A 25,544-nucleotide genomic window follows, 5' to 3' on the forward strand; every position below is an offset into this window, starting at 1 on the left:
GGGCTGCCATCACACAAGAGAGGAGCGTGTCATGTTCAAAGGGTCTATTCCTGCTATGGTCACGCCGTTCAAGAACGGCGAGCTGGACTTGGAGACGCTGCGCAAACTTGTGGAATGGCACATCGATCAAGGCAGCCATGGCCTTGTTCCTGTTGGCACCACTGGCGAAAGCCCCACCCTAAGCCACGAAGAGCACGAGATGGTCATCGAAGAGGTGGTCAAAGCCGCTGCGGGCCGTATTCCGGTGATCGCAGGCGCGGGCAGCAACAACACCCGCGAAGGCATCCGTCTTGTCCAGCACGCCGAATCGGTGGGCGCGGACGCGGTTCTGGTGGTAACCCCCTATTACAACAAGCCGACCCAAGCCGGTCTGATCGCCCATTACACCGCGCTGCACGAAGCCTGCGCGCTGCCGATCATGATCTACAACATCCCCGGTCGTTCGGTCATCGACATGACCCCCGCCACCATGGGCGAACTGGCAAAGCTGCCACGCATCATCGGCGTCAAAGATGCCACCGGTGACATCAGCCGCGTCAGCAAGCAGCGTGCGGCCTGTGGCGCGGACTTCTGTCAGGTCTCGGGCGAGGATGCGACGGCTCTGGGCTTTAACGCTCACGGCGGCGTCGGTGCGATCTCGGTCACTGCGAACGTTGCACCCAAACTGTGCGCGGAATTCCAAGAGGCGACTCTGGCAGGCGACTTTGCCAAGGCGCTGGAATATCAGGACCGTCTGATGCCCCTGCACGAAGCGATCTTTATCGAGCCCGGTGTGGCTGGCGCAAAATATGCCATGTCCAAGCTGGGTCTGTGCAGCGAAGAGGTGCGTCTGCCCCTGCTGCCCCTGACCGACGCCACCCGCGCCAAGATTGACGCGGCTATGGCCCACGCAGGTCTGGTCTAAAACTTCTTCGGCTTTGCCTCGCGCCACTCGCCCGGGGCAAGGCCGTGAACAGACCATTCACCAATTTGCGCTCTGATCAGCCGCAGTGTGGGATGCCCGACTGCGGCTGTCATGCGTCTGACCTGCCGGTTTTTACCCTCGGTGATGGTCAGGGCGATCCAGCAGTCAGGGACGGTTTTGCGGAACCGCACGGGCGGGTCGCGTTCCCACAGCTTGGCAGGTTCATCCATGCGCACGCAGATGGCGGGGCGGGTCATACCGTCTTTCAACTGAACCCCGTTGCGCAGGGTGTTCAAGGCGGCGTCATCAGGAATGCCTTCGACTTGCACCCAATAGGTCTTGGGCATCTTGTTGCGCGGATCAGCGATGCGGGACTGTAGCTTGCCGTTGTCGGTCAGCAGCAAAAGCCCCTCGCTGTCGCGGTCCAGCCGTCCTGCGGGATAGACACCGGGCACCTTCACGAAATCGGAAAGGGTCGGGCGCGGACTGCCAGCGGTGCCTTTGTCCGTGAATTGGGACAGCACATCGAAGGGTTTGTTCAGCAGGATCAATCGGGTCATGGCATATGGCCTACAGCGGCGGCAAAGCCTGCGCAATCTCTCTTGGAAAAGCGGGAACCCGTCCCCATATCCCGTGGTTCGTACCAGTAGACACCACGCACAGACCCCTGTAACACATCCCGACCATGGCCAAGAAACCCAAGACCGACCCGAATTACAAAGTGATCGCCGAAAACCGGCGTGCCCGTTTCGATTACGCGATCGAAAACGATATCGAGTGCGGCATCATCCTTGCCGGGTCCGAGGTGAAATCCCTGCGCAAAGGCGGCAGCAACATCGCCGAAAGCTATGCCAGCGTCGAAGAAGGCGAGTTGTGGCTGATCAATAGCTACATCGCCCCCTATGAGCAGGCCAAGACATGGGGCCACGAAGAGCGTCGCCGCCGCAAGCTGCTGGTCTCGCGCAAGGAAATGGCCGATCTGTGGAACCTGACCCAGCGCAAGGGCATGACCCTTGTGCCGCTGGTGATGTACTTCAACCACCGTGGCATCGCTAAGATCAAACTGGGCATCGCCAAGGGTAAGAAGAACGTCGACAAACGCCAGACCGAGGCCAAGCGCGACTGGAATCGCCAGAAGCAGCGACTGCTGAAACAGGCGGGCTAAACCGTCTGCGGAACGGCCAATCGGGTACAACAGGCCGTTTGGCCCACCTTAGGCGCGACTGTTAGAACATCTTCCCCGCGAAAATACCTGTGGCCCAAGCATAGGTCTTGCAGCCAAGCCCTGCCCCGCGCTAGACGAAACCGTATTTTCGTTCACTCTACGGGGGGAGATCGCCATGGATAATCCCAAGACGCTTGTCTCGACCGAATGGCTTGCCGCGCACCTGAAAGATCCTGACCTGCGGGTTCTGGATGCTTCATGGTATTTGCCCGACATGAATCGGGACGCCAAAGCCGAATATGATGCGGCCCATATCCCCGGTGCGCGGTTCTTCGATATCGATGAGAACAGCGATCACCGCTCGGATCTGCCCCATATGGCCCCCCCGATCGAGAAATTCATGTCACGCCTGCGGGCGATGGGTGTGGGCGACGGTCATCAGGTGGTGATCTATGACGGCGCGGGCATCTTCTCGGCGGCACGTGTGTGGTGGATGTTCCGCCTCATGGGCAAGACCGATGTGGCGGTGCTGGACGGCGGCCTGCCCAAGTGGCTGGCCGAGGGCCGCGAAACCGAAGACCTGCCCCCCGTTGTCCGCGACCGCCACATGACCGTGATGCGTCAGAACCAGCTGATCAAAGACGTGACCGAAGTCTCTTCGGCCTCGAAGCTTGGCGACTGGACCATCGTTGACGCCCGTGCGCCGGAGCGTTTCCGCGGCGAAGCGGCCGAGCCCCGTCCCGGTCTGCGCGCAGGCCACATCCCCAATTCGCGCAATGTGTTTTTCAAATCACTGCTGACCGAAGACGGCACCTTCAAGGATGCTGACGGGCTGCGGGCGACCTTTGCGGATGCAGGCGTAGACCTGAACAAACCTGTCATTACCAGCTGCGGGTCCGGCGTGACCGCAGCCGTGCTGAACCTTGCTCTTGAGCATCTGGGCAAGCACGACCACGCGCTGTACGACGGCTCTTGGGCCGAATGGGGCGCCTTCCCCACCCTTCCTATTGCCACCGGAGAGGCATAATGTTTTCCAACCTCAAACCCCAACCCGCAGATAAAATTCTGGCGCTGATGGCAGCGTACCGCGAAGACCCTCGCGACCAGAAGATCGACCTTGGCGTCGGCGTCTACAAAAACGCCGAGGGCGTCACCCCCGTGATGCGCGCCATTAAAGCTGCCGAAAAGCAGCTGTGGGAAGTTGAGACTACCAAAGCCTACACCGGTCTGGCGGGCGATCCCGGCTTTAACGACGCGATGATCAAGCTGGTGCTTGGCGGCGTTGTGGCCCGTGACCGTATCGCAGCCGTAGCCACCCCCGGCGGCACCGGCGCCGTGCGTCAGGGCTTTGAAGCCATCAAACTGGCCAACCCCGATGCCCGCGTTTTCGTGTCGGACCCCACTTGGCCCAACCACCTGAGCATCCTGAAGTTCATCGGCATGCCCACCGTCAGCTATCGCTACTTCGACGAGGCCACCGGCGGCGTCGATTTCGACGGCATGATGGATGACCTGAACCAGCTGAAAGCGGGCGACGTTGTGCTGCTGCACGGCTGCTGCCACAACCCGACCGGCGCGAACCTGACCATCGAGCAGTTCCAGACTGTCGTGGACAAGCTGAACGAACTCGGCGCGCTGCCCATGATCGACATCGCCTATCAGGGCTTTGGTGACGGTCTGGAAGAAGACGCCGCAGCCACCCGTCTGGTCGCACAAAGCTGCCCCGAAGTGATCATCGCGGCCAGCTGCTCGAAGAACTTCGGCATCTACCGCGAGCGTACCGGCTGCCTGTTGGCGATCTCGGAAACTGCCGCGCAGACCCCCAATACGCAGGGTACGCTGGCGTTCCTGAACCGCCAGAACTACAGCTTCCCGCCGGATCACGGCGCGCGTCTGGTCACCATGATCCTGAATGACGACGCCCTCTACAATGAGTGGAAGACCGAGCTGGAAGAGGTTCGCCTGTCCATGCTGGGTCTGCGTGAATCGCTGGCTGGTGAACTGAAGCGCCTGTCGAACTCGGACCGTTTTGACTTTGTGGCCCGTCACCGTGGCATGTTCTCGCGTCTGGGCCTGTCGCCCGAGCTGGTCGAGAAGCTGCGCGCAGACTTCGGCATCTACATGGTCGGTGATTCGCGGATCAACATCGCAGGTCTGAACAAGACCACCGTTCCCCTGCTGGCGGACGCCATCATCAAAGCGGGTGGATGAATTTTTCCCGAAAAGGGTCTTGGAAAGATCACGCATTCCATTATCTGAATGCCTGAACGGACCGGAACCTTGCTGGGACACAAAGCCTCAGAAATGCCGGCACCCTTCGGGTCGCCGGCATTTTTCATGTCGGTCCATATTTCTTTCGCCCCGCAGATCGCGGGCCCGCATACAGGATCTGACTGATGAAAACCGAAACCACCGAGACCGGCACTCTGGAAACTTGGACCGTGGACGAAGTGCAAAAGGCCTTCGACGCGGACAGCATCGTCATCATCGATGTCCGCACACCGCAGGAATACATGTTCGAACACATTGAGGGCGCGCTCTTGATGCCGCTGTCGTTCTTCAAACCCGCCAAGCTGCCCTGCCAGACGGGCAAGCGGATTGTGTTCCACTGTGGCTCGGGGATGCGGTCGGAACGGGTGGCACGCATCGCGCTTGAGGCAGGCCTTGGTCCCATCGCCCATATGGAGGGCGGCTTTGGCGCGTGGAAAGCGGCGGGCAAACCCTACATGGGCACCGACATGGCCACCGGCGCTCCCCAGCGCAAAGCCTGACCGATCCACAAAAGAAATCGGGCGCCCATGAGGCGCCCGATCTGCTTTCCGATAGTCGAAGGTCTGATTAGAGCTTCGAGAATTCGGGGTAGGCTTCCATGCCCAGTTCGGCTTTGTCCAGACCGTTGATCTCGTCTTCTTCGCTGACGCGCAGACCCATGACCATGTTCAGGATGAACCAAACCACTGCCGAAGCGACTACGGTGAAGATACCGACAACAACGATGCCGTAGATCTGTGCGCCGAAGCTTGCATCGGGGTTGGTCAGAGCGACTGCCAGAGTACCCCAGATGCCGCAGCACAGGTGAACCGGGATCGCACCAACAACATCGTCGATCTTCAGCTTGTCCAGCAGGGGAACAACGAAGACAACCAGAACACCACCGACGCCACCGATCAGGGTCGCTGCGCCCAGAGTGGGGGTCAGCGGTTCTGCGGTGATCGACACCAGACCAGCCAGCGCGCCGTTCAGAACCATGGTCAGGTCAGGCTTTTTGTACATGACTTGGGTCAGGATCAGGGCAACGATCGAACCACCAGCTGCTGCTGCGTTGGTGTTGGAGAAGATACGGCTGATGTCAGCAACGTCACCAACAGTACCCATGGCCAGCTGCGAACCGCCGTTGAAGCCGAACCAACCCAGCCACAGGATGAACGTACCCAGAGTTGCGAGGGTCAGGTTCGAACCGGGGAAGGGAACAACGCGACCGTCTTTGGTGTATTTACCGATACGGGGACCAAGGATCAGAGCGCCGGTCAGAGCCGCCCAACCACCAACCGAGTGCACAACGGTCGAGCCTGCGAAGTCCAGGAAGCCGCCAGCGTCCAGGAAGCCACCGCCCCATTTCCACGATGCCTGCAGCGGGTAGATGATGCCGGTCAGGATGATGGTGAAAATCAGGAAGGGCCACAGTTTGACGCGCTCGGCCAGAGTACCCGAAACGATCGAAGCAGTTGCCGCACAGAACATCAGCTGGAAGAAGAAGTCCGAGCCGGTTGCAGCATAGCTGTAGTCATCGGCTGCGTCGCGGGCAACGCCCACAGCTTCCAGAACGCCAACGCCCCAGACGCCGGACAGTACGCCATCAACGGCCCAGGTGCCGAGGGGGTACATCAGGTTGTAGCCGATCAGGTAGTAGAAAATCGCGGACAGCGAGAACAGCGCAACGTTCTTGGTACACTGCATCGCCACGTTCTTCGAGCGCACAAGGCCCGCTTCCAACATCGCAAAGCCGGCAGCCATAAAGAACACGAGGAAGCCGCCAACCAGGAACAGCAGCGAGTTCAGGATAAAGATGCTGTCGGTGCTGGCATCAACGCCGGGAGTGGCATCTTGCGCCAGACCCAGAGTCGGCAGGGCAGCAACGGCTGCGGCCAACGGGAGAGTCTTGATAAGTTTCATGATATCAATCGTTCCTATTGTAAGTACGCTTTACAGTGCGTCTTCGTTAGTTTCGCCGGTCCGGACACGCAGAGCCTGCTGCAGGTCCAGAACGAAAACCTTGCCGTCGCCGATCTTGTCGGTCTTGGCGGTTTTCTGGATTGTGTCGACAACCTGATCGGCCATGGATGCGCTGCATGCGATCTCAAGTTTGATCTTCGGAACGAAGTTCACGGCATACTCGGCACCACGGTAAATTTCGGTGTGACCCGACTGCGAGCCGAAGCCTTTGATCTCGGTCACCATCATGCCGCGTACGCCGATTGCGGTCAGCGCCTCGCGGACCTCCTCCAGCTTGAACGGCTTGATTGTAGCAATGATGAATTTCACCTCTGTCCCCTCTCGTTGGCAGGCATAACTGCGGGTTGCAGAGGCAGAAAACGCGTGAATCCGTCCGAAATCCAAGTTCCCGCAGCGAAATCTGAGCGAGAACTGAAGCTATATGATTAAAAAATGTGCAGTTATTAAAAAATGCATAATTTTTAATCAGCAAGCAAACGATCAAAAGTTCATGAGTGCCTCTACATTGGGGTAAGAGTTCGGTAAATTGCACGCGAAAATACAAACGAGCAGACCCGAAATGACCCAGAATGGCCGCGACTCCCGCCGACTCGTTGCAGACCGGCGCCCCGCTCCTGGTGGCACTCCTTCGAAGAAACCGCGCAAACCTGCGGTGAAAAAGCGGAAAACTTCCGCGCGACCCCCACGCAAGGGGGGGATCATTAGCAGATTCTTCGGATTTATCTTCGGGCTGATCTGGGGCTTTGGCTGGCGCGTCAGCATGATTGTCGCCCTGCTGGTCGGTGCGGGTGTGCTGTATTATTACGCATCGCTTCCCAATGTCTCGGCGCTAGTAGACGGACGCGCCAAGGGCTCGGTCACTTTGATGGACCGCGACGGCAAGGTCTTTGCGTGGCGCGGCGAGCAGTTCGGCGGCATGATTACGGCCAGCACGGTCTCTCCCTATCTGCGCGATGCGGTGATCGCGACGGAAGACCGTCGTTTTTACCTGCACCCGGGTGTGGACCCGATCGGTGTGGCCAGCGCGGTCAAGATCAACCTCAGCGAAGGGCGCGGTCCGCTGTCGGGCCATGGTGGCTCGACCATCACCCAGCAGACCGCAAAGCTGCTTTGTCTTGGCAACCCCTATGATCCGACCACCGGCCAGACCGAAGCGGATTATGAGGCCGACTGCCGCGTCAGCACCCTATGGCGCAAGATCACCGAAGCCACCTATGCGCTGGCGATGGAGGCCAAGTACTCGAAGGACGAAATTCTTACCATCTACCTGAACCGCGCGTTTCTGGGTGCAGGCACGCGGGGCTTTGAGGCCGCCGCGCAGCGGTATTTTGGTAAGTCTGCCGCACAGGTGAACCCCGCCGAGGCGGCCATGCTGGCGGGCCTTCTGAAGGCCCCCACGCGCTATGCCCCGACCAACAATCTGGAACGTTCCCAGCAGCGGGCGAACATCATCGTCGGATTGATGGAGGATCAGGGTTACCTGACACCGGCACAAGCCAACACAGCCCGCAGCAATCCCGCCCAACTGTCCGACGCGGCAGAGGCGAAGGCGGGCGGCTATTTTGCCGACTGGGTCATGTCTGACGGGCCCGACTACTTTACCCGCAACACCACCGAAGACGTCCTGATCAAGACAACCCTTGATCAACGCATCCAGACCGCGGCGGAAGATGCGATGAAGTACATCTTCGAGAACAAAGTCAAAGAAGGATCCAAAGCGCAGGCGGCGATCATCGTCATGAGCGCGGATGGTGCTGTCCGCGCCATGGTGGGCGGCCGCAAAACCAAGGTCAGCGGCGTCTTTAACCGCGCGACCACGGCGAAACGCCAGACCGGCTCGGCGTTCAAACCCTTTGTCTACGCTGCGGCGCTGGAACTGGGGCATCACTACAACTCGACCGTCGTGGACGAGCCCTACACCCTCGACATCCCCGGCTCTGGCCCGTGGAGCCCCGAGAACTACACCCGCAAGCACTACGGGCAGGTCACGCTGGAATATGCGCTAGCAAACTCGCTGAACGTGCCTGCTGTGAAGGTGTCCGAGGCCGTGGGCCGCGATAACGTGCGCCAGATTGCATCGGACTTCGGCATTCAAAGCGATCTGGCCGCAGGTCCCGCTTTGGCGCTTGGGGCCTCTGAGGCCACATTGATCGAGGTTGTCGGGGCCTATGCGGGCATCCTGAACGGTGGCAGTTCGGTGAAACCGTACGGTCTGACCGAGCTGACCTTGATGGGCGATGACACCCCGCTGATGGATGCCGACGGCGGTATTGGCGAGCGTGTGATCCGCGAAGAAGCCGCGCGTGAGCTGATCTATATGATGTCAAAAGTGGTCAGCGAAGGCAGCGGCCAGCGCGCGCGTCTTCCCGACCGCGAAGCAGCTGGCAAGACCGGCACCACCTCGGCGGCGCGGGATGCGTGGTTCGTGGGCTTTACTGCCGATTACGTGGCGGGTGTCTGGATGGGCTATGACGACAACACCCCCCTTAGCGGCGTCACCGGCGGCGGTCTGCCCGCCGAAATCTGGCACGAGGTCATGGTCCGCGTTCACGAAGGGCTGCCTCCGCGCCCGCTGCCCATGTTGCGCCCTGCCCCTGCGGCACAGGCCCCTGTCACAACCCAGCGTCAGGTGCCACGCGCCCCGCAGCAAAACAGCGATCCGCTTGGGCAGGCACTGTCTGACGTGCTGAACTCGCTGTTCGGCGGCGGACGGAACTAAGCCGATCACCAACGAAAAACGGGGCCGCTTGGCCCCGTTTCTTATCCTTCGCCTTGTTCCGTGGCGGCCACGGGAGGTTCGGGCGTCGCTTCGGCATCAATCGCTGCATCCGCGGCCCCGTCGATTTGCGCAGACGTTTCGCCAGTGCTTGCGACCTCCGTCGCGGGGGCATCATCGGGCAAAGCTGACATGACATCCGCACTGCCTGAAACCACCCCGTCAGAACTGGCTTTGGTCACATCCTCAGGACAGCGGTCATATTTGAACGCATAGCCGTCCCAAACCATGATGAGACCGCCGTCGGCGGCATGCACCAACATGGCACGGGCCGACCAAGGGCCGTTCGCCCCTTCGCACTGCATGGTATAAAGGCGCGCGTCCATTTCGTTCACGTCGACAGGCAGCGTCATCTCGCACTTATTCTCGACGCCGATAAACTGCGCGCCCTCGATCTTCAGGGCACCGCCATCCACTCCGACCAGGCTGCAATCAGCATTGGCTGACTGCTTGTACAGCCCATCAAACGCGTTCACCTGCGAGGCCGCGACCGACGCGACAAATGCAAGATAAGCCCCTGTCCGCATCAACCCGCCTTTTTCAGATCCACGATCAACTGATCCAGATTGCCACGGCGCTGATCCAGCATTGCGCCGATCTCGTCTCGTTCTGTCAGCAGCAGGTTCACCCCTTCGATGAACATGTTGAAGAACAGATCCTTGCCTGACTGATCCGACACAAGGAAGGTCACATCAAACGGGGACGAGCCGGGAATATGGGCCAACGTCCGAACTTCGTAAAAGCTTTTGACCGGCTTGGCGCTTTGCACCTCAAGGCGGCCACCCATGAATTCACGGAAACGCTTGCCGTATTTGCGGCTGATGTAGCCGGTGAAAGATTGGGTAAAGGCGCTCATCTGAGCGGCGCTGGCGCTGCGGGCATCCACCCCAAGGGCATAACGGGCAATCGTCGGAACGTCCGAATACTGGATGAAGATGCGTTCAAACTCGGCGATCATCGCCGCTTCGGATTTGCCCGAAGCAATCACGCTGTTGATCGAATCAACAACCGTTCCCACCAAGCGCGAAGCTCCGGCCTGATCCAAGGCGAAGGCAGGCAGCGCAGGCGCGATCAATGCGGCAACGGCAGACACCGTAAAACCACGGCGTGTCATGATAAATTCGGACATAGGTCGTCTCATTCTAATGCAGCGTAAGGATCCGCGTAGGGATCCAAAGTGGGGTCAGCGGCCGTGTCGGCATAGGGATCGTCGTATGCGGTCTCGTCTGCGATGGCAGACATGCCCAGTTCATAGCGACGGTTTTGAAGATAAACCGAACGAAGCTGCGCGTAACTATCCGCGCTTTCATAAAGTGTTGAACTTATCGTGTTGTCGAAGCGGTAGCGATCCCCCAGCACATCCGCGACCTTGATCCCCCGCGTCACGGGGATGGCCTCTGGCGGGAACATCAAGCCAAGCGGGTTGATCACCGCATCAACTACCTTGCCCACGGTGTCCCGCTCGGTCGAGGGGCCAAGAACGGGCAGTTGAATATAGGCCCCTTCACGGGCACCCCAGACATGCAAGGTTTCACCGAAATCAGCGGACTGCTTGGTCAGCCCCATATTAGCCGCCGGATCAAAGATGCCCGCGATCCCGACGGTCGAGTTGATGACAAAGCGAAGGGTGTTGTTCACCACCAGCTCGGCATCGGCCTGCAAGACGCCATTCACGACCGTGGAGGGTAGCGAAAGGTTGCTGGCCACATTCGCAACACCCACACGAGCAGGCTCGGGCAATGCTTTGCCGTAAGCCATCGCAGCAGGGCGCAGCACATTGGTATCCATGCGCTTGGACATCTCATGGATTTTGCGGTTGCGCTGCTCATAAGGGTCGGCAAAATTCTGGCCAGGCTCTGGCGTTGCACAGGCCGCCAATGTCGCCAGCGCCGCACCCAAAAACGCCTTTGCAAAAATCTGCATCCAAAAAGTCCCTCTTTAGCAAAATACTAAGATGTATCGCCCACATGTGTTGCGGTGAGTCCTAAGGCTTAATTCGGGAAATCCTAGAGGGTGGATGGTTTTTCTTTGGATATTGTGTTTAATCAGCGACGATTTTTCATGGTAGCGTGCGTGAAAACCACGCTCTGTATTAAGGTTATTATTTAGGATGGCGCAGGCAAAACCCCAAGCTGGCAAAGAGGAATTGCTCTCTGCTCGCAAAAGCTACCGCAGGTTGTTTTGGGCAGTGGGGATATTCAGTTTTTTCGCGAATCTTCTGATGCTGACGGGTCCGCTGTACATGTTGCTGGTCTATGATCGAGTACTTGGCAGCCGGTCCGAGGCAACGCTATTGGCACTCACGTTGCTGCTGGTTTTCCTCTTCGTTGTCATGGGTCTGCTGGATCTGGCGCGTGGCCGGATCATGGCACGGGTGGGCGCGAATCTGCAGGCCAGTCTGGAACACCGCGTCTATGACGCCAGCCTCCGCCGCGCTGCGATTGAGCCGAACGCAGTCAATGCGCAGACCGGACTGCGGGATCTGGAAAGCGTGCAGCGCATGCTGGCCTCGCCCGGCCTGATTGCCCTTTTTGATATTCCTTGGACGCCGTTCTTTCTGGGCGGCATTCTGTTGTTTCACCTCTACCTTGGCATTCTGGCTTTGGTCGGTGGCGCGATTTTGATCGCTGTTGCCCTGATCAACCAGCGCGTCTCGCGCCGTCCCTTGGTCCGCAGCGCCGAGGCGTCGCAGCGCGCCGATATGCTTGGCGACCAACTGCGCAATGAGGCCGAGACCCTGCAATCGCTCGGCATGCGCGGTGCCAGCTTCCGCCGCTGGAAGGCCCGCCGTGACGATGCCCTAGAGATGCAGCTGGCGTCCGGCGATCTGTCTGGTGGCTTCAGTTCGGTCACCAAGACCTTCCGGATGCTGCTTCAATCGCTGATGCTGGGACTTGGTGCATGGCTGGTGCTGCAAAACGAATTGACCGGCGGCGCGATGATTGCGGGCTCGATCCTGATGGGCCGCGCTCTTGCCCCGATCGAAGCGGCGATTGGCCAATGGCCCATCGTGCAGCGCGGTTTGAAAGGCTGGTCCAGCCTGACCGAACTGCTGACAACTACACCGCCCGAGCCCGAGCGCACCCCCCTACCCCGCCCCGAAGCAAAGCTACTGGTGGATCAGCTATCAATCATCCCGCCGGGCGAACAGCAGGCTGCCTTGCGTCTGGTCAGCTTTGATCTGGCCCCCGGTCAGGCGATTGGCGTGATCGGACCGTCGGGCGCGGGCAAGTCCACGCTGGCGCGGGCTCTCACGGGACTTTGGCGTCCTGTCAGCGGCAAAATCCGTCTGGATGGCGCGGCTTTGGACCAATATGATCCCGATGTTCTGGGCCAATTGATCGGCTACCTTCCCCAGCGGGTGCAGTTGTTTGATGGCACAATCACCGAAAACATCGCCCGCCTGTCGGAAAACCCCGACCCTGAACAAGTGGTGCTGGCCGCCAAACGCGCTGCCGCCCATGACATGATCCTGAAGCTGCCCAACGGTTACGACACCCGCGTCAGCCAACTGGGCGGTCGTCTGTCCGGCGGTCAGGTCCAGCGGATCGGACTGGCACGGGCGCTATACGGTGATCCTGTGCTACTGGTGCTGGATGAGCCGAACTCGAACCTCGACAACGAAGGCTCTGAGGCTGTGAATGCGGCGATCCGCCGGATGAAAGCTGAAGGCAAAGCCGCTTTGATCATGGCCCACCGTCCGGCGGCCATTCAGGAATGCGACCTGCTCTTGATGCTGGAGGGAGGCGCCCGCCGCGCCTTTGGCCCGAAGGAAGAGGTCCTGCGCAGCCTTGTGCAGAACCACGCTGAGATCAAGCAAGCCCGCCCCGGAGGTGTCGCATGAGCACTCCGCGCTTTTCGTCCCGCCTACCGCTCGTGATGGGTTTTTCAACTTTGCTTGTACTGGTCGGGGGCTTCGGCTCTTGGGCCACAATGGCCGAGCTTTCGGGCGCCGTCATTGCGGGCGGCCGCATTGAGGTGGACCAGAACCGTCAGGTCGTCCAGCACCCCGATGGCGGTGTTGTCGCTGAAATCCTCGTGAAAGAAGGGGATGTGGTCAACCAAGGGGACATGCTGATCCGGCTGGACCCGACGCTATTGACGTCAGAACTGACCATCGTTGAAGGCCAGTTGTTTGAATACATGGCCCGCCGTGGCCGGCTTGAGGCTGAACAGGACCAGTCAGACACCATCACCTTTGATCCCCTGCTGATCGAACAATCCGCCCTCAACCCGCAGGTTGCCGATCTGGCACAGGGTCAGGAACGGCTGTTCTTTGCCCGCCGCGATTCCATCGCAAAGGAAATCGAGCAGCTGACCAAGCGCCGCGACCAGACCGAGGATCAACTGGTCGGCATCGCGTCTCAGGTCAAAGCGATCGACCGCCAGTTGACCCTACTAAACGGCGAGATCGAGAGTCAGCAGCGCCTGTTCGATCAGGGTCTGACACAGGCGCAGCGTCTGCTGGCCTTGCAGCGCGAAGGTGCCTCGCTTGAAGGTGACAAAGCCGAGTTGATCGCTTTGGACGCCCAATCCAAAGGTCGCATCACCGAGTTGGACATCGAAATCCTGAAACTGGGCACCCGCCAGCGGGAAGAGGCCATCACCCAACTACGTGAAAACTGGTACGGCGAATTGCAACTGCGCGAACAACGCGCCCGCATTCTGGAACAGTTGGACCGGCTGGACATCCGTGCGCCCGTGTCGGGCGTGGTCTACGGGATGGCCGTCTTTGCGCCCCGTTCGGTCATTCGCGCGGCAGATTCCGTGCTGTATCTGATCCCGCAGGACCGCCCGTTGGTAATCACCGCGCAGGTACCGACGATCCACATCGACAAGCTGTTTCTGGGTCAGGACGTGACCTTGCGCTTCTCGGCGCTGGATCAACGGACCACGCCCGAACTGTTTGGCAAGGTGGTGAACCTCTCGGCGGATGCTTTCGACAACGAACAGACGGGTGCCAGCTTTTACCGTGCTGAGATTCAGCTGAAAGACCATGAAATTGAACGACTTCCTGAAAACACGACGCTGATCCCCGGCATGCCGGTTGAGGCGTTTATCAAGACAGCAGACCGCACCCCGATTGTCTATCTAACCAAGCCGCTCACCGACTATTTCGCCAAGGCCTTCCGCGAAGGGTAAGCAAGGGGTTTTCCAAACCCCGCTTCCCCGTTAGCGTCCACATGGAATCAAACGAAGGAAGTCTCCATGACCGGAAAGATCGAAGGCCGTCTGGCCGAGCTAGGCATCACTCTGCCCGACGCCCCTGCGCCGGCCGCCAACTATGTGCCATTTGTGCAGGTCGGCGATCTGGTGCATGTGTCGGGTCAGATCAGCTCTGATGAAAACGGGCTGATCACTGGTAAAATCGGCGCCGATCTGGACACCGCCGCCGGTGCAGCAGCAGCACGCCGCTGTGCGCTGAGCCTTCTGGCACAGGCCAAAGCGGCCTGTGGCGGCGATCTGGACCGCGTGGTTCGCGTCGTCAAACTGGTGGGCTTTGTGAACAGCACCCCCGACTACACCGAGCAGCCCAAAGTGGTGAACGGTGCCTCTGACCTGATGGTCGAGGTTCTGGGCGACGCGGGTCGTCACGCACGCTCGGCCGTGTCGGCAGGCAGCCTGCCCCTTGGTGTTGCGGTCGAAATCGAAGCGATTTTCCAGATCAAATGATCAGACTCGATCCCGGTTTTCTGGCCCGCCCCATCGCTCATCGTGCGCTCCATGGTACCGGTCGCCCCGAGAACAGCGAAGAGGCCGTACTGGCCGCCGTTGAGTCGGGCTACGGGATCGAAATTGATCTACAACCCAGTGCAGACGGGCAGGCGATGGTCTTTCACGACTATGACCTTGGCCGTCTGACGTTTGAAAAAGGCCCCATCGGCCTGCGAACCGCCGAAGAACTGGGGCGCATCCCTTTAAAGGGTGGCCCCAGCGGCATTCCCACGCTGCCCCAAATCCTTGAGATCGTGGCAGGCCGTGTACCGCTACTGATCGAGATTAAGGATCAGGACCTGCGCCTTGGCCCGAACGTCGGCCCATTGGAAGAGGCCACCGCGAAGGCGCTGCGAGGCTATGCAGGCCCCGTGGCGGTGATGTCTTTCAACCCCCATTCGGTCTATAAGATGGCGCAGCTTGCGCCTGACATTCCGCGTGGCCTGACCACCTGCGATTTCAACGCGGATGACTGGCCTTTGGTACCCGATGCGCGGCGGCTGGAACTGGCGAAAATTCCCGACATTGACGGCACGGGTGCGTGTTTTATCAGCCATGATGCCAATGATCTGTCGGCAGCCCGCGTGGCCGCCTTGAAGGCGCAAGGCATTGATATTCTGTGCTGGACCATCCGCAGCGCCGAAGCCGAAGGCACTGCGCGGGCGGTTGCGCAGAATGTGACCTTCGAAGGCTATCTGGCCGCTTGAACCCGACGCGGATCGGTCCAACTTAAGGGTCGGAGGGCCGCACGTGACCGAGACCATCGAAATCCATACCCTGTCTTCTCTGGACCAGATCACTGCGGTGGACTGGGATGCCTGTGCCTGCCCCGAGGCTGCCGATGGCGGGCGCCCCTTTGACCCCTTCACCACCCACCGGTTCCTGAAGGCGCTTGAGGATAGCGGCTCGACCGGTCCCCGCGCCGGATGGGAGCCGCACCATCTGGCTGCCTATCAGGGGGATCTACTGATCGGAGTCGCACCGCTATTCGCCAAGAACCACAGTCAGGGCGAGTACATCTTTGACCACAACTGGGCCCATGCCTATGAGCGCTCTGGCGGGCGCTATTATCCCAAGCTGCAAATCGCCGTGCCTTTCACGCCTGCTACGGGACGCCGCTTTCTGGTCCGGCCAGGATATGAACTGGCCGCCCAATCGGCGCTGATCCAAGGGGCAGTACAGATCACCGACCAGAACAACCTGTCCAGCCTGCACGTCACCTTCTGCACCGAGGACGAGGCGATCGCGGGCGAGGCGATGGGCCTTCTGCGCCGCAAGAGCCAGCAGTTCCACTGGCTGAATGACGGCTATGGGACGTTTGACGATTTCCTTGCCTCGCTATCGTCCCGCAAGCGCAAGAACATCCGGAAAGAACGGGAGCAAGCGCAGGGATTTGGCGGCACGATCCGCGCAATGACGGGCGACCAGATTGAGCCCGCGCATTGGGACGCCTTCTGGCAGTTCTATCAGGACACCGGATCGCGCAAATGGGGCAGCCCCTATCTGACCCGCAAGTTCTTTGATCTGGCACAGGAGCACCTGCGTGAAGACATGATGCTGGTTATGGCCTTTGACGGTGATCGCCCGATTGCAGGGGCGCTGAATTTCATCGGGCGCGAGACGCTTTATGGCCGTTATTGGGGCTGTATCGAAGATCACCCCTGCCTGCATTTTGAGGCCTGCTATTATCAGGCCATCGACTGGGCCATTACCCACGGACTTGCCCGCGTCGAGGCTGGCGCGCAGGGCGAACACAAGCTGGCCCGAGGGTATCTGCCCACTGTCACCCATTCGCTGCATTGGGTCCGCGATGCCGGTTTCCGCGATGCGATCACACGCTACCTTACCGCCGAGGGTGCCGCGATCGATGAAGAGGTCGAGATCCTGACCGAATACGGCCCCTTTCGCAAAACCACCACGCAGGAGCAGCAATGACCGAAATCCTGAATGACGCGGACCGCGACGCCCTACTGGCTGAACTTGGCCCCAAGGGTTGGACACTAACCGACGACGGCAAAGGCATTCAGTGCCAGTTTAAATTCGGCACTTTCCCAGAGGCGTTGGGGTGGATGGTCCGGATGGGCATCATCGCAGAAAAGATGAACCACCATCCGGAATGGACCAACGTCTACAACCGCGTGGACGTGACCCTGACCAGCCATGACGCAGGCGGGCTGACGACGCTGGATGCCAAACTGGCCCGCAAGATGTCTGCCGATTAATCGGGACTTTGCAGGGCGCTCTCCTCGGCAAAGCGGGTGATGGCCTGCGCAAAGACCAATGGCTCTTCCAGATGGGGGCTGTGGCCCGATTGATCAAAGCCCAAGGCCCGCGCCTGCGGCGCACGACCGAGCAGCCATGTGCGCAAGGCGCTGGGGTAAACGCGGCTGTGGGTGCCGTAGCAAATCAGCCAAGGCAGGGTGATCTTGCCGATCACCGACCTCTCGTCCGCCTTCATCATCGAGGCCCACATGACACGCATCGCCCGCTGGTCCTGTGACAGGACCATCTTTTTCGCCGCCTCTTTCAGGCGCGGTGTGGCATCGCCGCCAGAACAGAACATCCCCCGTGCAATCGCCTCGGCGCGGTCGGACCAAGCAAGCGGCTGGGGCTGAAGGCCAGCCCGCCGCGTACTGCGCTTCAGGCCGTACCGCCAGCGGGGGCCATTCGCTAGCTTGGGCGACATGTCCACGGTTGCCAGCGCGGCCAGACGGCTTTGACCGAATAGCTCGATATAGCGCCATGCCACCATTGCCCCCATCGACCAGCCCACCAGCGTTGCCTTCTGGTCGGGCACCCGATCCAGAACCTGCTGCAAAGCCATTGCGGCGCTGTCCAAGGTGGGCTCGATCAAGGCGCTGCGCCCGTGGCCGGGCAAGTCCGGTACGAGGCAGCGAAAGCTTGGTGACAAGCGGTTAATCTGATCTTCGAAAATGCGGCTATCCATGGTCCAGCCATGCAAAAGCACCAGAGGCGGCCCTTCGCCCGCATCCACGCAAAAAGGTTTCAAAACAATGGCCTCAAACCGAAATCACTTTGTACTCGGGCGGACCCTAGCACAACCATAGGGCGATAAAAGAGTCAGATCGCAAAGCGACGGTGCCTGTGGCGCGATTACATCCGATCGCCCAAGCCGTAAGCGAGATATGCCAAATGCATCAGCATCCGGCGCTGTTTTCCCAAGGGGAACCGACGTGATGGGCGGCCCATGAATTCGGGCCAAGGGTCGGAGACTGTGGTGCCCGCCATTTGCTGGCCCACGATCTTGCCCGCATAGCTGCCCATCGCCACACCGTTGCCGTGCCAGCCAAGCGCGGCGTAAAGGCCATTTTGCCCCGGCACCGCCCCGGCAAAGGGCACCAGATCGCCCATGATACAAACCAGTCCGGACCACATATGCGTGGCCTCAACCGCGGCCCACGCGGGGAACATGCGATTGAAATTCGCACGCAAACGGGCGCGGGTTGTCGCCTCGGCCTTGGGCGTGCTGGCCAGACCACCACGCATCCCGAACAGAAAGCGCCCCTCGGGCAGCAGGCGAAAATAGTGCAGCAGCGTGCGGCTGTCGTAGGACATCAGATCGCTGTGCCAGCCTTGCGCATGCAGTTCAACCGGCGTCAGAGCCCGCGTAACCATGATACTGGACAGCACCGGCAGGTAGCGGGCGCGCAGCCAGTCGGGCAGATCGTCGCTGGAATAGCCATTGGTGGCAACCAGCACCTGATCGGCGCTGACGCTGCCTGTGCTATGGGTCAGATACCAGCCGCTGCCGATCCGCTGCAAAGCGCCAACTGTCGTACCAAAGGCAAAACGGACACCGGCAGCGCGGCAGGCCTGCGCCAAACCATCAATGTATTTACGGGGGTTCAGGGCAAAGCCACGGGGGCCGTGTATGCCGCCTAGAAACTCGGGGCCTTTGATGCCTTGGGCGGCAAGCGCCTCGCGGTTGATGACGGTTGCCCCTGATCGCTGCATTTTCTCCAAAGCGCGAGGGGAATGGGCCAGCAGCATCTCGCCGTGACTGTGGCGATCCACATCGATACCGTAGCGCGACAATAGCCCGTCCACATAATTGATCGAGGCAGTTTGCGCCGCGTCCCAATCGGCCAATACGTTGGCGCCGTATTGGTGGCGCAGGGTGCTGACTTTGGCCTTGGCACCGCCTTCGCAGCAAAACCCGCCGTTGCGGCCAGAGGCCCCCCAACCGGCATATCCACTGTCCAGAACCACCACTTCGGCACCGGACTGGCGCAGTTCTAACGCGGCATTCAAACCGGCAAAGCCCGCGCCGATCACCGCCACATCTGCCCGCAGATCACCCTGCAAGGGCGGGTCCGTCACTGGTGTGACGGTGCTATCCCAGTAGCACCCCGCCCGCCCTTCATCAGAATAGGCGAGCGGTTCATAGATGCGTTGCATCAAGTCCGCTCGGCCGCGCGGGCGTCCGCTTCGGCACGGGCAATGTTGCGCTTGGAGATCAGCGAGAACAGGATCACCCCGCTGGCCACGATCCCGATCATGATGGTCGACAGCGCGTTGATCTCGGGGCTGACCCCCAGACGGACCGAACTGAAGATCTTGATCGGCAGGGTGGTTGCCGAAGGCCCTGCGGTAAAGCTGGCGATCACCAGATCGTCCAGCGACAGGGTAAAGGCCAACAGCCACCCCGAAATCACCGCAGGCGCGATGATCGGTAGGGTCACAAGGCGGAAGGCCTGAAACGGCGTACATCCCAGATCCAGCGCCGCCTCTTCCAGCGATTTGTCAAAGCTGACAAGGCGCGAGCTGACGACGACACTGACGTAGCACATGGCAAAGGTTGTATGGGCCAAAACCACCGTGACCACGCCGCGATCCAGACCAATCCCGATGAACAGCAGCAGTAGCGACAGACCGGTGATCACCTCTGGCATTACCAGCGGCGCATAGATCATCCCCGAAAACAGGGTCCGGCCATAGAACCGGCCCGCGCGGACCATCGTGTAGGCCGCCATCGTTCCCAGCACGGTTGCGATGGTCGAACTCATGACCGCCACGCGCAGGGTCACCCATGCAGCGTCCAGAAAGGCTTGGTTCTGGAACAGCTCGCCGTACCATTTGGTCGAGAACCCCGCCCAAACCGTCACCAGCTTACTGTCGTTGAAAGAATAGATCACAAGGATCAGCATCGGCACGTAAAGGAACGCAAACCCCAGCGTCAGCGAGGTGACGTTGAACCAGCTAAAACGTCTCATCCTTCGGCCTCCCGCTGCTTTTGCTCGTTGCGTTGGAACAGGATGATGGGGATCACAAGGATCATCAGCAGCACCACTGCCACAGCCGAGGCTACGGGCCAATCGCGGTTGTTAAAGAACTCTTCCCACAGAACCTTGCCGATCATCAGCGTGTCCGACCCGCCCAGAAGCGAGGGGATCACGAATTCCCCGATCGAGGGAATGAAGACCAGAAAACATCCCGCAATCATGCCTGCGCGCGACAGGGGGAAGGTGATCAGCCAGAAGGCTTTCAGGCGCGAACAGCCAAGATCCTCGGCCGCTTCAAGCAAGCTGTCGTCCATCTTTTCCAGCGCCGAATAGATCGGCAGGATCATGAAAGGCAGGTAGGTGTACACGATCCCGATATAGACGGCGGTGGTGGTGTTCATGATCTGAAGCGGCTCGGAGATGATGCCGGTCCAGAGCAGGAACTGGTTCAGAAAGCCCTCGTTCGACAGGATGCCCATCCACGAATAGACGCGGATCAGAAAGCTGGACCAGAACGGCAGGATCACCAGCATCATCAGGGTCGGACGCCATTCGGACGGAGCGCGTGCCATGCCATAGGCCACTGGATACCCCACCAGCAGGGTCAGGAAGGTCGCCACGACGGCGATCTTGAGACTGGAAAGATAGGCCTTCCAGTAAAGGTCATCCTCGGTCAGCCAGACAAAGTTCTCAAAGTCCAGCTCGCTGAAGAACTCCATCAGGCCAGACCAGCCAGCGCTGATATCCAGCTGCGGCATATAAGGCGGGATCGACAGGTTCAGGTCCGACAGCGAAATCTTCAGAACGATCAGGAAGGGGACCAGAAACAGCCCCAGCAGCCAAAGATATGGTAGTGCGATCAGGGTGAAGCGGCGCATGGATCAGTCCTCCAGCACCGAGCCACCGGTGCCGTTCCAACTGACCCAAACCTCTTCTTCCCAAGTGAAGGGTCGGCGGGCGATACGGCGGGTGTTGGCGCTTTGGGCCTTGATGATCTCGCCGGTTGGCATCTGCACGTGGTAGGTGGACAGGTTCCCCAGATAGGCAATGTCCAGAATGCGGCCCTTGGCCTTGTTCACCACATCTGTGGGCTCTTCTTTAGAGATGCCGACCTTCTCAGGGCGGATCGCATAGAACACCTTTTGACCTGTCGCCAGCTTGCGCTGGGTTTTGGCGCGGATGGGCTGTTGGTTTTCGGCCCAAGTGATGGTGACTTCATCCTCGCCCGATGGGGTCGCGGTGCCCTCGATCAGGTTCACGTCACCGATAAAGTCAGCCACATAGGCATTTTCAGGGAATTCATAGATGCGGTCAGGGGTGGCCACCTGCATGATGCGGCCTTCGTCCATCACCGCGATGCGGCTGGCAACGGTCATCGCCTCTTCCTGATCGTGGGTCACGATCACAAAGGTGGTGCCGGTCTTTTCCTGAATGTCCATCAGTTCGAACTGGGTGTCTTCGCGCAGCTTGGCGTCCAATGCGCCAAGGGGTTCGTCCAGCAGCAGCAGCTTTGGCTCTTTCGCCAAGGAGCGCGCCAGGGCCACACGCTGGCGCTGGCCGCCGGAAATCTGGTGCGGCTTGCGTTTCGCGAATTTCTGCAGGCGGACCATGCGCAGCATATCTTCGACGCGCGCTTCGATCTTGTCCTTGGGCTGGCCATCGCGGCGCAGGCCGAAGGCGATGTTCTCATAGACCGACAGGTGCGGGAACAGCGCGTAGCTTTGGAACATCATGTTCACAGGCCGCTGGTTCGGCGCAATCGGCCCCATGTCCTGACCGCCGATGTAGATCTTACCCTCGGTCGGGGTTTCGAAACCGGCCAGCATCCGCATCATCGTGGTCTTGCCACACCCTGACGGCCCCAGAAGAGCAAAGAATTCACGGGCGTAGATGTCCAGTGACAGATTGTCGATCGCAGTGAAATCACCAAACCGCTTGGTGACATTTTCGAACCGGATCAGAGGGGTCTGGTCGGGATCATCCCAAGGGGCAAAAACAGAAGCGCCGTTTGCGGCCATAATGAACCTCGAAGGGTCGGAAGTGCAAAAAGGAGAAGGGCGCACGGGACCACAATCCCGCACGCCCAGTTTCTTCGGAGCTTAGTTGCCCGATTTGACCTTGGTCCACATGCGGGTCACGGTCCGCTGCAGCTTGGGATCATAGGGCGAGAAGGTGTAAAGGTTCGCCACGGTCGCCTCATCGGGGTAGATCGCGGTGTCACCGATTACGTCCTCAACCAGGAACTCCTGCGAGGCTTTGTTGCCGTTCGCGTAGTACACATAGTTCGAGGCCGCGGCCATGTTCTGCGCGTCCATGATAAAGTTCAGGAACTTGTGCGCACCATCGGGGTTCGGCGCATCCACGGGGATCGCCATCTGGTCGAACCACATCAGCGCACCCTCTTTCGGCGCATTGTAGGCGATCTCAACCCCGTTTTCGGCCTCGGCGGCGCGGTCACGAGATTGCAGGATGTCACCCGACCAGCCGAAGGCCACGCAGATGTCGCCGTTTGCCAGGGCGTTAATGTATTCCGACGAATCGAATTTCTGCACGTAGGGGCGAATGGCCATCAGCACCTCTTCGGTGCCCGCGATCACATCCGCGTCTTTGCTGTCGGGGTCTTGACCCTGATACTTCAGCACGGCGGGGATAACTTCGGTCGGTGCGTCCAACATGTAAACGCCGCACGAGGCCAGCTTTTCCATGTTCGCCGGATCGAAAATCAGCGCGAGGCTGTCGATGGGGGCGTCCGCACCCAGAACCTCGGCCACTTTTCCGGTGTTTACGCCGATGCCGGTGGTGCCCCACATGTAGTTGATCGAATATTCGTTGCCGGGGTCATACTGGGCGGTACGCTCTTTGATCGCGTCCCACATGTTGCCAGCGTTCGAAAGCTTGGACTGGTCCAGTTTCTGGAACGCGCCTGCCGCGATCTGGCGCTGAAGGAAGCTGCCGGTGGGAACCACAACATCGTAGCCAGAACCGCCTGCCAGCATTTTGGTTTCCAGAACCTCGTTGCTGTCGAAGACGTCGTAGATCAGATCAATGCCGGTCTCGCTTTCGAACTTGGTTAGCAGTTCTTCGTCGATATAGTCGGACCAGTTATAGACCCGGACCTCTTCGGCCATGGCCTGAGCGGCAACCAAGGCCAGTGCTGCGGTGGTGGTCGCAAGTTTGAGTGTCATAGTTCTCTCCCGTTGGGCAATGAGCGCTTGTTGCGCCTCTGAGGAAGGATTTGATCAAGTTTTACCCGATGTGGCAACGTTTCATTATTTCCACACTCAGAGTAAACTCTTAAGGCATAGTGTGACGCAAGCGTGAGTGATGTAACGACGAGGCGATGAAAAATTGAACAAACCCAACGGGAAACAATCAGGAATGACGTCGGTTCCGGCCCATCAGATCGCATATCAGGCGTTACGTGAAAAAATCCTGTTCGGAGAGCTAGCTCCCGGTCAGGCGGTTACGATTCTCGGCTTAACCGAGCAACTGGGTGCGGGCATGACACCTGTGCGCGAGGCGATCCGACGCCTGACAGCCGCGGGTGCGCTGGACTTTCAAGGCAATCGTCGCGTGTATGTGCCGCGTTTGTCGCGAAAATCAGTGGAAGAGCTTGTGTATGCAAGGCTTGCGCTAGAACCAGAGCTGACCAGACAGGCCTGCCTGCACGCCACCCCGCCCCGTATAAAACAGCTGACAGCCATCGATACGGCGCTGGATCAGGCCATGAACAACGGCGATATCGCTGGGTATTTGATGGGCAACTACCAGTTCCATCACACGCTTTATGACATGGCCGATGCACCGATCCTTGCCACAATGGCAGACGGATTGTGGCTGCGATTCGGGCCGTCTTTGCGTGTGGTCTGCGGGCGATATGGCACCGCGAATCTGCCTGACAATCACAAACTGCTACTGACCGCACTGGCGGCTGGCGACGCGGACGGGGCCGCAACAGCCATGGAAGCGGACATCAAACAGGGCATGAAGCAGCTGGCCGAGACCCTCGGCGAAAGCGATTCGATTGACAGCGTATAATTTGATCATATTCTGCGTGTAAGGGTCGCGTGCCGTTGGTGCGCGACAGGACTCTTTTCCGACACGAGGACAGAATGGCGCAGATTTCGAACCACATGGCGACCGCCGAACTACAAGCGCTGGACGCCGATCACCACATGCACCCCTTTTCTACTCAGGCGGGGTTCAAGACCAAGGGCGCGCGGGTGATCACCCGTGCCTCGGGCACACGCCTGTGGGACTCTGAGGGGAATGAAATTCTGGACGCCATGGCGGGTCTGTGGTGCGTCAACATCGGCTATGGCCGTGACGAGCTGGCCGAGGTCGCCTACCGCCAGATGAAAGAACTGCCCTACTACAACACCTTCTTCCAGACGACCCACGTTCCGGTCATCGCCCTGTCGGCGCGTCTTGCCGAACTGGCGCCCGGCGATCTGAACCATGTTTTCTATGCGGGTTCGGGTTCGGAAGCGAATGACACCAACATCCGCATGGTGCGCTTTTACTGGGCGCAGAAGGGCAAGCCGGACAAGAACATCATCATCTCGCGCAAGAATGGCTATCACGGCTCGACCCTTGGGGCGATGTCCCTTGGCGGCATGAGCGGGATGCACGCCCAAGGCGGCGTGGTGCAGAACGTGCATCACATCGACCAGCCCAACTGGTGGGCCGAGGGCGGCGACATGACCCCCGAGGAATTCGGTCTGGAGCGTGCGCAACAGCTGGAAAAAGCGATTCTGGAACTGGGCGAAGACCGCGTTGCGGCCTTTATTGCCGAGCCCATTCAGGGCGCTGGCGGCGTGATCGTCCCCCCCGAAACCTACTGGCCCGAGATCAAGCGCATTTGCGACAAATACGAAATCCTTCTGATCGCGGACGAAGTGATCTGCGGTTTCGGTCGTACCGGCCAGTGGTTCGGCAGCCAGACTGTCGGCATCCAGCCGCATATCATGACCATCGCCAAGGGCCTCAGCTCGGGCTACGCGCCGATTGGCGGCTCGATCGTCTGTGACGAGGTGGCCGAAGTGGTCGGTTCGGGCGAATTCAACCACGGCTACACCTACGCAGGCCACCCGGTCAGCGCCGCCGTGGCCTTGGAAAACCTGCGCATTCTGGATGAAGAAAAGATCATCGAGACCGCCCGCGAACAAATCGCGCCCTACCTGAAACAGCAGTTCGAAGCGTTGGTGGACCACCCGATGGTGGGTGAGGCGAAAATCGTGGGCCACATGGGCTCGATCGCGCTGACCCCGAACAAAGAGACCCGCGCCAAGTTCGCCGCCGAGGCCGGAACCGTTGGCTACATCTGCCGCGAGCGCTGTTTCGCGAACAACCTGATCATGCGCCACGTGGGCGACCGGATGATCATCTCGCCGCCGCTGGTGTTCACCCGTGACGACGTGGACCTGTTGATTTCGCGGGCCCGCAAATCGCTGGATGAAGCCTATGCAAAGGTGAAAGCAGAAGGCCTGTTTGTGGCCGCATAGGAAA

General features: G+C 59.8%; 26 protein-coding genes. 14 read left to right on the forward strand and 12 right to left on the reverse strand.

What is annotated here, in order from left to right:
* The first annotated feature begins 31 nt into the window (after window positions 1–31).
* Window positions 32–904: a 4-hydroxy-tetrahydrodipicolinate synthase gene (gene dapA, locus CLV74_RS15600; protein ID WP_106266577.1), complete on the forward strand. Its 873-nt coding sequence runs from the start codon at window positions 32–34 to the stop codon at window positions 902–904.
* On the opposite strand, the gene CLV74_RS15605 is transcribed toward dapA, so the two are convergent.
* On the reverse strand, window positions 901–1,464 hold the full coding sequence (locus CLV74_RS15605; RefSeq protein WP_106266579.1) for a pseudouridine synthase: 564 nt from the start codon (window positions 1,462–1,464) through the stop codon (window positions 901–903). The two genes, dapA and CLV74_RS15605, sit on opposite strands and share 4 nt — an antisense overlap.
* Window positions 1,465–1,589: 125 nt before the next feature.
* Between CLV74_RS15605 and smpB the strand changes: the two genes are divergently transcribed.
* From smpB to CLV74_RS15625, 4 genes are all read left to right on the forward strand, one after another.
* On the forward strand, window positions 1,590–2,069 hold the full coding sequence (gene smpB, locus CLV74_RS15610) for an SsrA-binding protein SmpB (protein WP_106266581.1): 480 nt from the start codon (window positions 1,590–1,592) through the stop codon (window positions 2,067–2,069).
* Window positions 2,070–2,244: 175 nt separating this feature from the next.
* Window positions 2,245–3,096 carry a 3-mercaptopyruvate sulfurtransferase gene (gene sseA, locus CLV74_RS15615; protein ID WP_106266583.1) on the forward strand — a complete coding sequence of 284 codons (852 nt, stop codon included), beginning with the start codon at window positions 2,245–2,247 and terminating at the stop codon, window positions 3,094–3,096.
* Complete coding sequence (locus CLV74_RS15620) at window positions 3,096–4,280, forward strand: amino acid aminotransferase (protein ID WP_106266585.1); 1,185 nt, start codon at window positions 3,096–3,098, stop codon at window positions 4,278–4,280. The genes sseA and CLV74_RS15620 overlap by 1 nt, the downstream gene beginning before the upstream one ends.
* Before the next feature lie 185 nt (window positions 4,281–4,465).
* Window positions 4,466–4,840: a rhodanese-like domain-containing protein gene (locus CLV74_RS15625; RefSeq protein ID WP_106266588.1), complete on the forward strand. Its 375-nt coding sequence runs from the start codon at window positions 4,466–4,468 to the stop codon at window positions 4,838–4,840.
* A gap of 67 nt (window positions 4,841–4,907) precedes the next feature.
* Here the strand turns inward: CLV74_RS15625 and CLV74_RS15630 are convergent, their stop codons facing one another.
* Window positions 4,908–6,242, reverse strand: coding sequence for an ammonium transporter (locus tag CLV74_RS15630; protein WP_106266590.1), 1,335 nt, complete (start codon window positions 6,240–6,242; stop codon window positions 4,908–4,910).
* Between the two features lie 30 nt (window positions 6,243–6,272).
* On the reverse strand, window positions 6,273–6,611 hold the full coding sequence (locus tag CLV74_RS15635; RefSeq protein WP_106266592.1) for a P-II family nitrogen regulator: 339 nt from the start codon (window positions 6,609–6,611) through the stop codon (window positions 6,273–6,275).
* Window positions 6,612–6,861: 250 nt separating this feature from the next.
* Between CLV74_RS15635 and CLV74_RS15640 the strand changes: the two genes are divergently transcribed.
* Window positions 6,862–9,021: a transglycosylase domain-containing protein gene (locus CLV74_RS15640; protein ID WP_106266594.1), complete on the forward strand. Its 2,160-nt coding sequence runs from the start codon at window positions 6,862–6,864 to the stop codon at window positions 9,019–9,021.
* Between the two features lie 41 nt (window positions 9,022–9,062).
* On the opposite strand, the gene CLV74_RS23015 is transcribed toward CLV74_RS15640, so the two are convergent.
* The 3 genes from CLV74_RS23015 to CLV74_RS15655 are packed head-to-tail and all read right to left on the reverse strand — an operon-like array spanning window position 9,063 to window position 11,001.
* Window positions 9,063–9,605, reverse strand: coding sequence for a hypothetical protein (locus CLV74_RS23015; RefSeq protein ID WP_211299061.1), 543 nt, complete (start codon window positions 9,603–9,605; stop codon window positions 9,063–9,065).
* The gene (locus CLV74_RS15650; RefSeq protein WP_245888569.1) at window positions 9,605–10,207 is read right to left on the reverse strand and encodes an MlaC/ttg2D family ABC transporter substrate-binding protein; all 603 of its coding nucleotides are present in this window, start codon (window positions 10,205–10,207) and stop codon (window positions 9,605–9,607) included. Before CLV74_RS15650 ends, CLV74_RS23015 begins: the two co-directional genes overlap by 1 nt.
* An 8-nt stretch (window positions 10,208–10,215) precedes the next feature.
* A complete protein-coding gene (locus CLV74_RS15655) occupies window positions 10,216–11,001 on the reverse strand; it encodes an MlaA family lipoprotein (RefSeq protein ID WP_106266596.1) in 786 nt (261 codons plus the stop codon).
* A gap of 187 nt (window positions 11,002–11,188) precedes the next feature.
* Between CLV74_RS15655 and CLV74_RS15660 the strand changes: the two genes are divergently transcribed.
* The 6 genes from CLV74_RS15660 (at window position 11,189) to CLV74_RS15685 (ending at window position 17,015) form a co-directional block, all read left to right on the forward strand.
* A complete protein-coding gene (locus CLV74_RS15660) occupies window positions 11,189–12,922 on the forward strand; it encodes a type I secretion system permease/ATPase (RefSeq protein ID WP_106266598.1) in 1,734 nt (577 codons plus the stop codon).
* Window positions 12,919–14,220 (forward strand): HlyD family type I secretion periplasmic adaptor subunit, encoded by a 1,302-nt coding sequence (locus tag CLV74_RS15665; RefSeq protein ID WP_106266600.1) that lies wholly within the window; start codon window positions 12,919–12,921, stop codon window positions 14,218–14,220. Before CLV74_RS15660 ends, CLV74_RS15665 begins: the two co-directional genes overlap by 4 nt.
* Window positions 14,221–14,286: 66 nt before the next feature.
* Entirely contained in the window at window positions 14,287–14,751 is a 465-nt protein-coding gene (locus CLV74_RS15670) for a RidA family protein (protein ID WP_106266602.1), read from the forward strand.
* The gene (locus tag CLV74_RS15675) at window positions 14,748–15,500 is read left to right on the forward strand and encodes a glycerophosphodiester phosphodiesterase family protein (RefSeq protein WP_106266604.1); all 753 of its coding nucleotides are present in this window, start codon (window positions 14,748–14,750) and stop codon (window positions 15,498–15,500) included. Before CLV74_RS15670 ends, CLV74_RS15675 begins: the two co-directional genes overlap by 4 nt.
* Before the next feature lie 43 nt (window positions 15,501–15,543).
* Window positions 15,544–16,728 (forward strand): GNAT family N-acetyltransferase, encoded by a 1,185-nt coding sequence (locus CLV74_RS15680; protein WP_106266606.1) that lies wholly within the window; start codon window positions 15,544–15,546, stop codon window positions 16,726–16,728.
* A complete protein-coding gene (locus CLV74_RS15685; protein WP_106266608.1) occupies window positions 16,725–17,015 on the forward strand; it encodes a 4a-hydroxytetrahydrobiopterin dehydratase in 291 nt (96 codons plus the stop codon). The genes CLV74_RS15680 and CLV74_RS15685 overlap by 4 nt, the downstream gene beginning before the upstream one ends.
* Here the strand turns inward: CLV74_RS15685 and CLV74_RS15690 are convergent.
* The 6 genes from CLV74_RS15690 to CLV74_RS15715 all read right to left on the reverse strand — a co-directional run bounded on the left by CLV74_RS15690 (window position 17,012) and on the right by CLV74_RS15715 (window position 23,221).
* Window positions 17,012–17,803, reverse strand: coding sequence for an alpha/beta fold hydrolase (locus tag CLV74_RS15690; protein WP_106266610.1), 792 nt, complete (start codon window positions 17,801–17,803; stop codon window positions 17,012–17,014). The two genes, CLV74_RS15685 and CLV74_RS15690, sit on opposite strands and share 4 nt — an antisense overlap.
* Window positions 17,804–17,907: 104 nt before the next feature.
* Window positions 17,908–19,212 (reverse strand): NAD(P)/FAD-dependent oxidoreductase, encoded by a 1,305-nt coding sequence (locus tag CLV74_RS15695; protein ID WP_106266612.1) that lies wholly within the window; start codon window positions 19,210–19,212, stop codon window positions 17,908–17,910.
* Complete coding sequence (locus CLV74_RS15700; RefSeq protein WP_106266615.1) at window positions 19,212–20,027, reverse strand: ABC transporter permease; 816 nt, start codon at window positions 20,025–20,027, stop codon at window positions 19,212–19,214. The genes CLV74_RS15695 and CLV74_RS15700 overlap by 1 nt, the downstream gene beginning before the upstream one ends.
* Window positions 20,024–20,914: an ABC transporter permease subunit gene (locus tag CLV74_RS15705; protein ID WP_106266617.1), complete on the reverse strand. Its 891-nt coding sequence runs from the start codon at window positions 20,912–20,914 to the stop codon at window positions 20,024–20,026. The genes CLV74_RS15700 and CLV74_RS15705 overlap by 4 nt, the downstream gene beginning before the upstream one ends.
* A 3-nt stretch (window positions 20,915–20,917) precedes the next feature.
* The gene (locus CLV74_RS15710; protein WP_106266619.1) at window positions 20,918–22,054 is read right to left on the reverse strand and encodes an ABC transporter ATP-binding protein; all 1,137 of its coding nucleotides are present in this window, start codon (window positions 22,052–22,054) and stop codon (window positions 20,918–20,920) included.
* 81 nt (window positions 22,055–22,135) lie between these two features.
* Window positions 22,136–23,221: a polyamine ABC transporter substrate-binding protein gene (locus tag CLV74_RS15715; protein WP_106266621.1), complete on the reverse strand. Its 1,086-nt coding sequence runs from the start codon at window positions 23,219–23,221 to the stop codon at window positions 22,136–22,138.
* 193 nt (window positions 23,222–23,414) lie between these two features.
* On the opposite strand from CLV74_RS15715, the gene CLV74_RS15720 reads away from it, so the two are divergent.
* Together CLV74_RS15720 and CLV74_RS15725 are read left to right on the forward strand one after the other, a co-directional pair.
* On the forward strand, window positions 23,415–24,074 hold the full coding sequence (locus CLV74_RS15720; RefSeq protein WP_106266623.1) for a GntR family transcriptional regulator: 660 nt from the start codon (window positions 23,415–23,417) through the stop codon (window positions 24,072–24,074).
* Between the two features lie 74 nt (window positions 24,075–24,148).
* A complete protein-coding gene (locus CLV74_RS15725; RefSeq protein WP_106266625.1) occupies window positions 24,149–25,540 on the forward strand; it encodes an aspartate aminotransferase family protein in 1,392 nt (463 codons plus the stop codon).
* Window positions 25,541–25,544: the final 4 nt, after the last annotated feature.

Origin of the sequence: Donghicola tyrosinivorans, from assembly GCF_003003355.1 — a bacterium.
Lineage (GTDB): Bacteria > Pseudomonadota > Alphaproteobacteria > Rhodobacterales > Rhodobacteraceae > Donghicola > Donghicola tyrosinivorans.

Bases quoted from the DNA above. Each gene is read 5' to 3' on its own strand.
- dapA (WP_106266577.1), top strand. From the start codon at position 32: ATGTTCAAAGGGTCTATTCCTGCTATGGTCACGCCGTTCAAGAACGGC.
- CLV74_RS15605 (WP_106266579.1), bottom strand. From the start codon at position 1,464: ATGACCCGATTGATCCTGCTGAACAAACCCTTCGATGTGCTGTCCCAA.
- smpB (WP_106266581.1), top strand. From the start codon at position 1,590: ATGGCCAAGAAACCCAAGACCGACCCGAATTACAAAGTGATCGCCGAA.
- sseA (WP_106266583.1), top strand. From the start codon at position 2,245: ATGGATAATCCCAAGACGCTTGTCTCGACCGAATGGCTTGCCGCGCAC.
- CLV74_RS15620 (WP_106266585.1), top strand. From the start codon at position 3,096: ATGTTTTCCAACCTCAAACCCCAACCCGCAGATAAAATTCTGGCGCTG.
- CLV74_RS15625 (WP_106266588.1), top strand. From the start codon at position 4,466: ATGAAAACCGAAACCACCGAGACCGGCACTCTGGAAACTTGGACCGTG.
- CLV74_RS15630 (WP_106266590.1), bottom strand. From the start codon at position 6,242: ATGAAACTTATCAAGACTCTCCCGTTGGCCGCAGCCGTTGCTGCCCTG.
- CLV74_RS15640 (WP_106266594.1), top strand. From the start codon at position 6,862: ATGACCCAGAATGGCCGCGACTCCCGCCGACTCGTTGCAGACCGGCGC.
- CLV74_RS23015 (WP_211299061.1), bottom strand. From the start codon at position 9,605: ATGCGGACAGGGGCTTATCTTGCATTTGTCGCGTCGGTCGCGGCCTCG.
- CLV74_RS15650 (WP_245888569.1), bottom strand. From the start codon at position 10,207: ATGTCCGAATTTATCATGACACGCCGTGGTTTTACGGTGTCTGCCGTT.
- CLV74_RS15655 (WP_106266596.1), bottom strand. From the start codon at position 11,001: ATGCAGATTTTTGCAAAGGCGTTTTTGGGTGCGGCGCTGGCGACATTG.
- CLV74_RS15660 (WP_106266598.1), top strand. From the start codon at position 11,189: ATGGCGCAGGCAAAACCCCAAGCTGGCAAAGAGGAATTGCTCTCTGCT.
- CLV74_RS15665 (WP_106266600.1), top strand. From the start codon at position 12,919: ATGAGCACTCCGCGCTTTTCGTCCCGCCTACCGCTCGTGATGGGTTTT.
- CLV74_RS15670 (WP_106266602.1), top strand. From the start codon at position 14,287: ATGACCGGAAAGATCGAAGGCCGTCTGGCCGAGCTAGGCATCACTCTG.
- CLV74_RS15675 (WP_106266604.1), top strand. From the start codon at position 14,748: ATGATCAGACTCGATCCCGGTTTTCTGGCCCGCCCCATCGCTCATCGT.
- CLV74_RS15685 (WP_106266608.1), top strand. From the start codon at position 16,725: ATGACCGAAATCCTGAATGACGCGGACCGCGACGCCCTACTGGCTGAA.
- CLV74_RS15695 (WP_106266612.1), bottom strand. From the start codon at position 19,212: ATGCAACGCATCTATGAACCGCTCGCCTATTCTGATGAAGGGCGGGCG.
- CLV74_RS15700 (WP_106266615.1), bottom strand. From the start codon at position 20,027: ATGAGACGTTTTAGCTGGTTCAACGTCACCTCGCTGACGCTGGGGTTT.
- CLV74_RS15705 (WP_106266617.1), bottom strand. From the start codon at position 20,914: ATGCGCCGCTTCACCCTGATCGCACTACCATATCTTTGGCTGCTGGGG.
- CLV74_RS15710 (WP_106266619.1), bottom strand. From the start codon at position 22,054: ATGGCCGCAAACGGCGCTTCTGTTTTTGCCCCTTGGGATGATCCCGAC.
- CLV74_RS15715 (WP_106266621.1), bottom strand. From the start codon at position 23,221: ATGACACTCAAACTTGCGACCACCACCGCAGCACTGGCCTTGGTTGCC.
- CLV74_RS15720 (WP_106266623.1), top strand. From the start codon at position 23,415: ATGACGTCGGTTCCGGCCCATCAGATCGCATATCAGGCGTTACGTGAA.
- CLV74_RS15725 (WP_106266625.1), top strand. From the start codon at position 24,149: ATGGCGCAGATTTCGAACCACATGGCGACCGCCGAACTACAAGCGCTG.